The following is a 10,754-nucleotide window of genomic DNA, read 5'->3' on the forward strand; positions in this document are numbered from 1 at the left end:
CATCACCTAAGTTTAAAGACGTCTCCAGGCGTTAACCGCCTTAAAAAAGTATGGCTGTGCCAGTGAAACCAAGATAGATATTGCTGCCAGCGGTTCCAGGCTGATCCTGCCGAAGCTCACACGTTCGGGGATCTGCAGTTCCAGAAAGGTGGCCAGGATTACCAGCGTAAGGTATATGCCCCCGGCTACGCCGATAAGGTTGGTCAGAGCCTGTGAAATCTGGCTTGGCTTTGCTTCGCCAATAAAACCCCAGTCCTTTTCGCGCAGATAGCGCTGGCGCATCCTTTCCCTCAGTGATACAACCACAAGCAGCAATACTGCCAGGCTGAAAATTATTACTACTGCCATTTTTCTCACCTCAGAATAATTTATTATGGACAGGCTTGAAATATGATTGCAAATAAAATAAAAACCCGCCTCCTGGTTAAGACGGGCTATGGTATGTAAAATATAATAAACTGTTGTAAACCACCTGGTTGACTGCTTATTTTCCGGTGGAGCCGAAGCCTCCGGCTCCCCTGCCGGTATCCTTCAGTTCATCCGTCTCCTCGATATCAGCCTTGAAAACCGGAAGGAATACGAGCTGGGCTATCCTTTCTCCCGGCTTGATCACATATTCACTGTCTCCCTGGTTAAATACAGCCACGATAATTTCACCCTTGTAGTCGCTGTCGATGACCCCGACCGCGTTGGCCAGCGAGATGCCGTGTTTGGTGGCCAGGCCGCTCCTGGGAAAAACCAGCCCGACAATGTGCCTGTGCGGAATTTCGATGGCGATGCCGGTCGGTATTTTCACCCTGGCGCCCGGCGCCACTACCTGCGGGGAATCAAGGCAGGCGGGCAGATCAAGGCCAGCCGACCCTTCAGTGGCGTATTGAGGCAGGGGTGGAGCGTTCACCCCGTTTTGAAATACTCGCTTGACCTTGACACTGATTGAAAAATCCATCCGTTTTATCACCTATAATACAGAACTTTATTTAGATCAAATTCTTAATAGTTCTTTCCAGGCTGCCGCAGTCATCCCACGGGCCGATGCTGGCCAGGGAAAAACCCTTCGGGTCCAGTACTTCTTTTGCCAGTTCCTGAATATCGCCAATGTTTACCTTGTTCACCTTTTCTATGATTTCCTCCGGCGTAACGACCTTTCCCAGGTACAGCTGGGATTTGCCCAGCCTGCTCATCCTGGTGTTCACATTCTCCAGGCTCAGATACAAGTTGCCTTTAAGCTGCTCCTTAGCCCTGTGCATCTCTTCTTCCTTCACGCCGTTGACCTGGATATCTCTCACTTGTTTGAATACCAGCTCCAGGACTTCGTCCACGTTCTTTTTGCTCAAGCCCGCGTAAATTCCGAAAAGCCCTGTATCCCGGTAAGAGCTGTGGTATGAATAAACTGAATAGACAAGGCCCCTTTTCTCCCTGATCTCCTGAAAGAGCCTTGAGCTGAGGCCTCCGCCCAGGATGGTATTTATAATCTGCATAACATATATGTTTTCATGGTCCAGTTTCAGGCCGGGCGCGCCGACGATTAGGTGGACCTGCTCAGTCTCTTTGCTGCGGCAGATGATTTCCCGCTGGGTGGCCGGGGTATTGATCTGCCTGGGGTGCTCTTTGCTTTCTCTTTTTTCAAAGATCCGGCGCAGCCTGTCGATAACCCCGTCGTGGCTGATGTTTCCCGCTACGGCGACTATTATCCGGCCGGGGTTGTAGTGTGTTTTATAGTAGTCATACAACCTGTCCCTGGAAAGGCCGTTAATTACATCCGCCGTGCCGATAATAGGCTGCCCCAGGGAATGGCCCCGCCAGATCGAGCTGGCAAATATGTCATGCACAAGCTCGTCCGGCGTGTCTTCATACATTTTGATTTCCTCAATAATAACATTTCTTTCCTTGTCTATGTCCGCGGGGTCAAATTTTGACTCAAAAAGCATATCCCCCAGCAGGTCAACAGCCAGGTCAAAATGCTCATCCAGCACCCTGGCATAGTAACATGTATATTCCTTGGTTGTAAAAGCGTTTAGCTGGCCGCCCACAGCGTCCAGTTCCTCGGCTATGTCTTTGGCGGTCCGCCGGCTGGTCCCCTTGAACATCAGGTGCTCAATGAAGTGAGAAGCCCCGTTAATGTCAGGCGCCTCATACCGTGAGCCTATGTCCACAAAAAAACCTATGGATACTGATCGGACGTGGGGCACGTTCTCTGTAAGGATCTTCGTTTTATTGTCCAGGGTAACTAAATTAAACATTAAATGAAAAACCTCCTAATATTCCGTCATCAAAAGTATTCGTTAAGTATAAGTCATATCCTTTTTAAAGCTGTTTAAAAAAATATTCTTCCGAAAAACAGCCTTAGCGCGCTCTGCCTTTTTACGCGCAAGCTTAATTTTTACAACCTGAAATGATCTCAAAACCTGGTTTTCAACTACAAGGATTCCCATTTCCCCAGCCAAATATTTAAAATATATTTGCCCCGGCATAAACTTGTTTAAAAGTGAATTTTATTAAGTAATAATTTATAAGCACCGCCCTTGTTTTAAATAATTATTCAATATTGATAAAAACATGAAGGAGTTGCTGGAAATATAAAGAATATTTTGAACAAACTAAAGGCTCTTGTATTAATAAAATAAGGGGTTGATATGATGATAGGCAAAAAAATCGGTGAATTGGAAATCGGGCAAAAAGAATTCGTGCAAAAAACAATAAGCGAAACCGATATCTACCTTTACGCCGGGATCACCGGCGACTTAAACCCGGCCCATATTAATGAGGAATATGCTAAGAATACTTTTTTCAAGGGCAGGATCGCCCACGGCATGCTGACGGCCGGTTTGATATCGGCTGTTGTAGGCATGAGATTACCGGGACCCGGGGCGATTTACATGGCCCAGGAGCTGAAATTCACGGCGCCGGTAAGGATAGGAGACACTATCAAGGCCGAAGGCGAGGTTATTGAATTAATCCAGGAAAAAAATATCGCGGTAATCAAAACTACCTGCACCAACCAGGACGGCACTGTTGTACTAACCGGTACAGCCACTGTAAAGCCGCCGAAATAAAAGACATTATCCTTATGGCAGCATTAAGCCTCCTGAAAACGATGTCTTCAGGAGGCTTTTGTCATTAATTTAGTAATAATTCAGGCGCTAATGGTGTCAAGAGAACCGTCCCCCTGACACGTTTCAGCTTTCAACTATCCCGCCGCTTTCTTTATTTAGGTTTTCTAAGAGGGAGGAGACCTTGACCAGCTGGTAGCCCTGTTTTTTCAACTCCTTGATTATTACCGGCAGTGAGTGGACCGTGGGGGCAGTCGGGTGCATCAGCACGATTGCGCCGTTATGCGCCCTGGCAAGCACGCGGTCCGTTATTACGGAAGGCTCGGGCCGCTGCCAGTCAATGGTGTCGATGCTCCAGAAGACCGTGGTGTACCCCGCTTCCTCCGCGGCTTTTAGAATTACGTCGCCGCGCTCCCCGTACGGGGGGGCGAACAGACTGGGCTTGATCCCCGTGACATTAATTATTGACTTTTCAGCCTTCCTGATTTCTTCAATGTTCGCTGCTTTGGAAATCCTCTCCTGGTGCAGGTGTGAGTAGCCATGGTTGCCTACCTCGTGGCCGCTCCGGGCAATTCTGCCGGCCAGGTCCGGAAAGTCATCCACCCACAGCCCCCCCATGAAAAAGGTGGCCTGCACGCCGTTTTCCCCTAAAATATCTAAGATCTGGGGGATGTACTCCTCTCCCCAGACAACATTAAAGGTAAGCGATATCTTTTTTTCATCGGCGCTGCCGTGGTAAACCGGCGCCATAACGGCCCTGTCCGGGCTGTCCCACGTTTTTATAATTGCCGCGCCGACCAGCAGCAGGGAGGCTAAAAATAATGTGCATGATATAATTCCTTTTTTACTCAAGGTAAAATAAAATATTCTCACTGCCATCCCCCCCTCATTACCTTTACAAAAAATAACTATGCCGTTCTAGGCTAAAATATTTTGGAAATAAAAAAAAACCTCAAACGAGGTTTTTAATTTTAATAACATTACAAGGTCATGTGTTGAAACCGGCTGCCCAACTGAATCGTGAGTAATGAGACATGAGACGTGCAATGAGACGTGAGAAGTTGAACTTGAGACGTGAGAATAACCGATAGATCTTAAGGGTTTCAAAGACCTTGAGGAATGCTGGAATCCCACGACTCACGGCACATGTCTCACGACCCAAATGCGGGTTCAACATCATAGAACTATATTAATTATTCGTTGTTATGTTCCCTGCGCCTGGGAGGACGGCCGCCGCGGTCGCCTTTGTTCTCCTGGCCCGGGGGAAGCGGAATCGCGTCTTTCCTGGAAAGCTTCATCCGGCCCTGGTTGTCGTAGCCGATTACCTTGACTATGATCATATCCCCTTCTTTGACCACGTCTTCCACTTTGTTCACCCGGTGGTGCTCAAGCTGGGAAATATGCACCAGGCCTTCTTTGCCCGGCATCCCCATAACACCCGGGACAACTTCCACAAAACAGCCGAAGTCGGTGACCCGTGTGACTTTGCCATTGTAGATTTCACCGGCATGCACTTCTTTTACTATGGACTCGATAATCTCCAGTGCCCTCTTGCCTTTCTCCTGGTCTACAGAGGCGATGAAAACCCTGCCGTCGTCTTCAATATCGATATCCGCGCCTGTTTCTTCCACGATTTTCTTTATTATTTTGCCGCCTGGGCCGATGACTTCCCTGATTTTGTCCGGGTCGATGGTGGTATGGATAATTCTCGGGGCGTTCGGCGACAGCTCAGGTCTTGGAGCTGGTAACACTTCAGTCATTTTCCCCATGATATGCATCCTGCCTTCATAGGCCTGGGCCAGCGCCTGCTCAAAAACGTCCTTGGTAATACCCGGTATCTTGATGTCCATCTGCAGCGCCGTAATGCCCTTTTCCGTCCCCGCTACCTTGAAGTCCATATCGCCAAGGTGGTCCTCGTAGCCCTGTATGTCCGTCAGTACGGTAAAAACACTTTCTTCCGCTATAAGTCCCATGGCGACTCCAGCCACCGGCGATTTAATGGGGACACCGGCGTCCATTAAAGCCAGGCAGCTGCCGCACACGCTGCCCATGGACGTGGAGCCGTTTGACTCCAGCGCGTCCGATACCACCCTGATGGTGTAAGGGAAATCCTCTTCCACCGGTATGACCGGGTACAGAGCTTTTTCAGCCAGGGCGCCGTGGCCGATTTCACGCCGGCCGGCGCCTCTGAGCGGCCTCGTTTCGCCAACGCTGTAAGGCGGAAAATTATAGTGGTGTATGTATCGCTTGGATTCTTCAACGCCCAGGCCATCCAGGATCTGTTCCTCTGAAATGGTGCCTAGTGTCACCGCCGAGAGGATCTGAGTCTGGCCGCGGGTAAAAAGACCGGAACCATGCGGCCGCGGCAGCACCCCGACCTCAACCGATATGGGCCGGACTTCAGTGATGGCGCGGCCGTCGATGCGCACCTTCTCAACTGTCATGACCCTGCGTATGATCTTTTTCTCAACCGAGTCCACTATTTTCTTAATAGCACTTTCTTCCTCGGGATACTCTTCCAGGAACTGCTGCAGCACTTCAGCTTTTATTTCATCAAAGTAGTTGTCTCTCGCGTGTTTGGACAGCCTTTCATCAATACACCTGTGAATGGCCTGGTCGAGCTTTTCAGTGGCGGCGGCGGTGACTGCTTCCAGCATGGCGCTGTCGGGCTCAATAATTTCAGGCACAAACTTTTCTTTGGCCAGGCCCATGGCCAGGGCTTCTTCCCTGAAACTTTCTATGAAACTTACAATTTCCGAAACTACCCCGTGGCCGTAAGATATAGCTTCAAGCATCACTTCTTCCGGGACTTCCTTTGCTCCCGCTTCAACCATCATCACCGCGTCAGCGGTGCCTACGACCACCAGGTGCATATCACTCTTCTCAACCTGGGACAATACCGGGTTTATCAATAATTCACCGTCTACACGGCCGACAATTACACCGCCAATTGGATATTTTAAAGGGATCTCTGAAATATGGAGCGCCGCAGACGCACCTACCATCGCTGCTATTTCCGGAGCGTGATCCTGGTCCACTGACAGTATTGTCGCGATAACCTGGACCTCGTTGCGCATATCTTTCGGGAAAAGCGGCCTGATCGGCCTGTCGATCAGCCTGCAGGAAAGAACAGCTTTTTCACTGGGGCGGCCTTCCCTTTTTATGAAACCGCCCGGAATCTTTCCGACGGCGTAGAACCTTTCTTCATAATCCACAGTGAGAGGGAAAAAATCGATGCCTGGTCTTATAAAGCTGGCCATAGTGGCGGTAACCAGAACGGCCGTATCACCGTAACGTACAAAAACCGCACCGCCTGCTTGTCTGGCGAACCTGCCGGTCTCCAGTACCATAGGCCGGCCGCCGATCATGATTTCTCTTTTTAATACCGGTTTTTCTAACATATAGGGGACATCCTCCTGTAAAAATTAAGCAAAATTAAAAACCCTTATATCTTCGTCCTTTTTTCTATTATCTCCTTCTTTTATGACAAAAAATACACTATCTCAGAACAACAAATAAGCGGGTATAACCCCGCTTATTGTATCTACTTCCTTAAACCAAGTTTTTCAATTAAAGTACGGTATCGATCAAAATGACGATCTCGCAGATAATTGAGCAAAGCCCTTCTCTGACCTACCATTTTCAATAGACCGCGCCGCGAATGGTGGTCTCCCTTGTGGAGTTTCAGGTGTTCAGTCAGGGTGTTTATCCTTACCGTTAATATCGCTACCTGGACTTCCGGGGAACCAGTGTCATTCTCGTGGATCTTGTGCTTGGAAATAACCTCTTGTTTCATGTCAGTGGTCAAGGCCATGCCGTCACCTCCTTTTGTCAAAATCGCCACAGGCCAAGAAAACCGCTGGAGAACAAGTCCCCTAGCCTGCAGTTCACCGGAAATTCACTTTCCGATTATTGTTATTACCAGGCGTCCGCCCGGTATGTCTTTGGCGACAAGGTCAAATACACGCCCGGATTTCGCGAAGAACCCTCGAAACCGGGTAGCGGTCGGTATCCTCCCCGGCAGGCCGTTGGCCGCGCACACGATATCCGCAACCGTAATCTTTTCCTGCCTCATATCTTTTAAACGCTTCCGGGCATGATCGGTGATAATTACCTTCATCTAACGCAACCCTCTAAGCATGCGCCGGATACGTATTATCATCATCGTCCTGGTTAAGAAATGCGTAAAGAGCGTCCTGAAATGCCGCCAGTTGGGCATTCTCCACATTCGACTGGAGATAGATGGTTTCAAGCTCCCTTTTCAGAGACTGAAACTCCTCGCTGAGACAAATTAAGGCGATATGGTTAAGCCACTTTTTAACCTCATCATCAGGAAAGTCGAATTTGGGTATGCCCAATGTTAACGTCTCCTTTTATTTTTTCGGGACTGTTAACGCGTTAATTGTAGCATAAATCCGGTATCCATGTAAACGCCGCCTATTGAAAATATATTTACGCGGGGGGCTTTTTATTCCCTTGCTTTCAACCATTCCGTCCTGGCCTCGTTTATGTCCATTTCAATTTGTTTAATCAGATCGGAAGGTGTCGCAAACTTTTTCTCACCCCTGATGCGCCTGGTAAAACTCACTTTAATCTGCTTACCGTAGAGGTCTTCGCAGAAATCCAGCAAATGCACTTCTATATTTCTTTTCTTGCCGTAAAATGTCGGTTTAACCCCGATATTTGCCAGGCCGAAATAGGTGTCGCCGTTATGATAAATCTTTGCTGAGTACACTCCGTTAGCCGGCGCCAGCAGTTCCTGGTCGATATCAAGGTTGGCGGTAGGAAAACCAAGCGTCCTGCCGCGCTGTTCCCCGGTCACGACCTCCCCCTCCGCGAAAGGGTAATACCCCAAAAATTTTGCGGCCTCGGACACATCACCACTTTTTATCAGGTGCCTGATCAGCGTGCTGCTGACAGTCTGCCCCTCAACCATCACTGGCTGGACCACCTGCAGCGCATAACCGTAAGTTTTGGAAAGATCCTTCAACAATTCCGGGGTCCCCCGGCCGCGGTGCCCGAATGTATAATTATAGCCCACCACTACACCCCTGGCGCCGATTTCTTCAGTTAAAACGGTCCTGACGAAATCTTCCGGGGCCAGGCCGGCCAGTTTAAGGTTAAAAGGCACCGTTAAAAGGACTTCCACGCCGAGCCTGGCAAATATTTTCTGTTTGTACCCCTGTGACAAAAGTTGGGGCGGGCAGTTGTCCGGCTTTAATACAGCCAGCGGGTGCGGGTGAAAGGTAAACACAGCCGGTGTGCCGCTTAACTCTTTCGCCATGGCCACAAGATCATAAATTAATTTCTGGTGCCCGATGTGAACACCGTCAAAGTTGCCAAGGCCGAGCACAATATTTTTATGTTTGCTCTTGAGACTTTTCCAGCTGTTATAAATATGCAATGTGCGAGACCTCCTAAGTTACCTCGGCAGTACACAAACAGGCTTAAAGACCAACCGACCATTATCCCGCGGGTCATAAGACGTTTCCGCCACAGCCAGAAAGCCTTCCTGGCCGACCAGGCGGACGCGGTCTCCCTCCTGCAGCCCCACGGGGAGCTCCGCCACACCTGGCGGATACAGTTTTGCGCCTGACTGCACCGCCGGGACTGCCCCGTTTTTTACAAGAACAGCCGGCAGCCCGGAGAGAGCCTGATTTATATTGATAACCTTTTCTTCCAAGGTATTTTTCATTTTAAGGAACTTAATTTCTTCCAATGTAAGCGAATCATGTATTTTATAGGGGCCTGCCCCGGTCCTCACCAAAAAAGACATGTGCGCTCCGCAGCCCAGGCTGGTCCCTATATCGAGACAAAGGCTCCTGACATAGAACCCCTTGGAACAGGACAGGTGCAGAAGTGCTCGCGGGCGGGGCGTGCCCCAGCCGGTCCCGCTGATAAATTCCAGGGAATTTATATTAACAACCCGCCCGGGCCGGTCGACAGTAAGTCCCGCCCGGGCCAGCTCGTAAAGCTTTTTTCCATTTATTTTAATAGCCGATGTCATAGGTGGTACCTGAGTTATTTTTCCATGAAAACGCGGCAGAACCGAACGCACTTCATCCTCGCTCAGACCCGAGGCGTCTATCTCGCTTGTAACCTCGCCATAAGCGTCTCCGGACAGCGTGGCGATACCGAAGGTAATCTCGGCCCTGTATTCCTTGTCTTCATCGGTCAGGTATCCCGCCAGGCGGGTAGCACCGCCCAGGCAGATCAGCAAAACTCCCGCCGCGCCCGGATCCAGTGTTCCAGTATGTCCTACTTTCTTTATGCCCAGCAGGCGGCGAAAAAAATTAACTACATCATGGGAAGTCATCCCGGGAGGCTTTAAAACATTAATAAATCCGTCCACTTATTTAATTCCCTTCAAAGCCAGTAAAGCCGCGGAAACAACCTTGTCTTTTATTTCCTCCAGGTTCCCCCGCACCGTACAGCCGGAGGCGTGCGGATGCCCGCCGCCGTTAAAAAGCGCGGCCAGCCTGTTTACGTCTACAGCGTCCTTTGAACGGAAGCTTATTTTATAACAACCTTCCTCAATTTCACGAAAGAGCATGCCGACCTCGACACCTCTGATTGATTTAGCGTAGTTTACGAGGCCTTCCGTATGCTCGTCCTCCGCGCCTGTGTTTTTAAGCGTCTCGCGCGTAACTGTCATCCACGAGACTTTGCCGCACGGACTGGTGTTAAGAGTGCTCAACGCCGAGCACAGCAGCTTATAAACAGCTTGAGGTTTTTCCTCATAGATACGGATATTAACCTGCGCCGCCGGCACACCTATTTCCATAAGTTTTGCTACCCGGCGGAGTGTGCCAGGCGTGGTGCTGTCATACTGAAAGGAACCTGTGTCAGTCACTATGGCCGTATAAAGGCACACGGCGACATCAAGGGTAATTTCCAGTCCCATTTCAATAATCAGGTCGTATATGATTTCCCCCACCGCCGAAGCCGCCGGGTCTACATACCTGTATTTGCCCAGGCAGGACGAGCTGGCATGATGGTCCAGGATGATTACGTCCGTTTTTCCAGCAGACAGCAGTTCACTGTAGCCATCACCAAGTCTGTCCGGCACAGAGCAGTCCAAAATAACCAGAGTATCAAACACGCCGTCAGGCGGCAGACCAGCCCGGTATTTTTCCAGGCCCGGCAGAAAATCATATATCGCCGGCGCCGGGTCGGGGCCGGCCATAGTTACCTTTTTGCCCATGTTTTCCAGGGTTATTCCCAATGCCAGCACTGAACCAAGGGAATCACCGTCAGGCATAACATGACCGCAGACCAGGATGTTATCTGCGCTTTTTAAAGCCGCGGCTATGTCTGCCAGTTTATTCATCCTGACCGCCGCCTTTTTCCCTGACCTCTTCCATCAATGCGATTATCCGTGAACCATGGCTTATTGACTGATCGAGTTTAAAGGTTATTTCCGGGGTATAACGCAGGCGGATCCTTCTTCCCAGCTCTCCCCGGATAAAACCATGGGCTTTCTGCAGGGCCTCGATGGAAGCTTTCTGCTGGGCCGGCTCGCCAAAAACACTGGCGTAGACACTGGCGCAGCGCAGGTCCTTTGAAACCTCAACAGACGTTATCGAAACGAACCCGATCCGCGGGTCTTTCAACTCTTCTCTTAAAATATCTGATATTTCCTTTTTAATGGCCTCAGCCAGCCTTTCGGGGCGGAAGGACATTACAAGCACCTCTCAATTTAAT

The 10,754-nt window shown here is 49.8% G+C and carries 14 protein-coding genes; 1 reads left to right on the forward strand and 13 read right to left on the reverse strand.

Annotated elements, in window-relative coordinates:
• Positions 1-12 precede the first annotated feature (12 nt).
• From ACOBQJ_RS01590 to ACOBQJ_RS01605, 4 genes are all read right to left on the reverse strand, one after another.
• The gene (locus ACOBQJ_RS01590) at positions 13-348 is read right to left on the reverse strand and encodes a hypothetical protein (protein WP_421069953.1); all 336 of its coding nucleotides are present in this window, start codon (positions 346-348) and stop codon (positions 13-15) included.
• A gap of 136 nt (positions 349-484) precedes the next feature.
• The gene (gene dut, locus ACOBQJ_RS01595; RefSeq protein WP_421069954.1) at positions 485-946 is read right to left on the reverse strand and encodes a dUTP diphosphatase; all 462 of its coding nucleotides are present in this window, start codon (positions 944-946) and stop codon (positions 485-487) included.
• Positions 947-977: 31 nt separating this feature from the next.
• Complete coding sequence (locus ACOBQJ_RS01600) at positions 978-2,240, reverse strand: M16 family metallopeptidase (protein ID WP_421069955.1); 1,263 nt, start codon at positions 2,238-2,240, stop codon at positions 978-980.
• Between the two features lie 42 nt (positions 2,241-2,282).
• Positions 2,283-2,444 (reverse strand): hypothetical protein, encoded by a 162-nt coding sequence (locus tag ACOBQJ_RS01605; RefSeq protein WP_421069956.1) that lies wholly within the window; start codon positions 2,442-2,444, stop codon positions 2,283-2,285.
• A 192-nt stretch (positions 2,445-2,636) separates the two neighbouring features.
• Between ACOBQJ_RS01605 and ACOBQJ_RS01610 the strand changes: the two genes are divergently transcribed.
• Positions 2,637-3,053 carry a MaoC family dehydratase gene (locus tag ACOBQJ_RS01610; protein ID WP_421070114.1) on the forward strand — a complete coding sequence of 139 codons (417 nt, stop codon included), beginning with the start codon at positions 2,637-2,639 and terminating at the stop codon, positions 3,051-3,053.
• Positions 3,054-3,176: 123 nt separating this feature from the next.
• Here ACOBQJ_RS01610 and ACOBQJ_RS01615 read toward each other — a convergent pair whose 3' ends face one another.
• The 9 genes from ACOBQJ_RS01615 to rbfA form a co-directional block, all read right to left on the reverse strand.
• Positions 3,177-3,929: a polysaccharide deacetylase family protein gene (locus ACOBQJ_RS01615; protein WP_421069957.1), complete on the reverse strand. Its 753-nt coding sequence runs from the start codon at positions 3,927-3,929 to the stop codon at positions 3,177-3,179.
• 314 nt (positions 3,930-4,243) lie between these two features.
• On the reverse strand, positions 4,244-6,451 hold the full coding sequence (locus ACOBQJ_RS01620) for a polyribonucleotide nucleotidyltransferase (RefSeq protein ID WP_421069958.1): 2,208 nt from the start codon (positions 6,449-6,451) through the stop codon (positions 4,244-4,246).
• A 143-nt stretch (positions 6,452-6,594) separates the two neighbouring features.
• Positions 6,595-6,864, reverse strand: coding sequence for a 30S ribosomal protein S15 (gene rpsO, locus ACOBQJ_RS01625; RefSeq protein ID WP_421069959.1), 270 nt, complete (start codon positions 6,862-6,864; stop codon positions 6,595-6,597).
• A gap of 84 nt (positions 6,865-6,948) precedes the next feature.
• Complete coding sequence (locus tag ACOBQJ_RS01630; protein ID WP_421069960.1) at positions 6,949-7,170, reverse strand: hypothetical protein; 222 nt, start codon at positions 7,168-7,170, stop codon at positions 6,949-6,951.
• 13 nt (positions 7,171-7,183) lie between these two features.
• Positions 7,184-7,408, reverse strand: a complete 225-nt coding sequence (locus ACOBQJ_RS01635) for a hypothetical protein (RefSeq protein WP_421069961.1) — start codon at positions 7,406-7,408, stop codon at positions 7,184-7,186.
• 110 nt (positions 7,409-7,518) lie between these two features.
• Positions 7,519-8,454 carry a bifunctional riboflavin kinase/FAD synthetase gene (locus ACOBQJ_RS01640; protein ID WP_421069962.1) on the reverse strand — a complete coding sequence of 312 codons (936 nt, stop codon included), beginning with the start codon at positions 8,452-8,454 and terminating at the stop codon, positions 7,519-7,521.
• A gap of 18 nt (positions 8,455-8,472) precedes the next feature.
• The gene (gene truB / locus ACOBQJ_RS01645; protein ID WP_421069963.1) at positions 8,473-9,402 is read right to left on the reverse strand and encodes a tRNA pseudouridine(55) synthase TruB; all 930 of its coding nucleotides are present in this window, start codon (positions 9,400-9,402) and stop codon (positions 8,473-8,475) included.
• A complete protein-coding gene (locus ACOBQJ_RS01650; RefSeq protein WP_421069964.1) occupies positions 9,403-10,380 on the reverse strand; it encodes a DHH family phosphoesterase in 978 nt (325 codons plus the stop codon). It lies immediately after the preceding gene.
• Positions 10,373-10,732 (reverse strand): 30S ribosome-binding factor RbfA, encoded by a 360-nt coding sequence (rbfA, locus tag ACOBQJ_RS01655; protein ID WP_421069965.1) that lies wholly within the window; start codon positions 10,730-10,732, stop codon positions 10,373-10,375. The genes ACOBQJ_RS01650 and rbfA overlap by 8 nt, the downstream gene beginning before the upstream one ends.
• Positions 10,733-10,754 lie beyond the last annotated feature (22 nt).

Origin of the sequence: Pelotomaculum propionicicum (assembly GCF_048984525.1) — a bacterium.
Classification (GTDB): Bacteria; Bacillota; Desulfotomaculia; order Desulfotomaculales; family Pelotomaculaceae; genus Syntrophopropionicum; species Syntrophopropionicum propionicicum_A.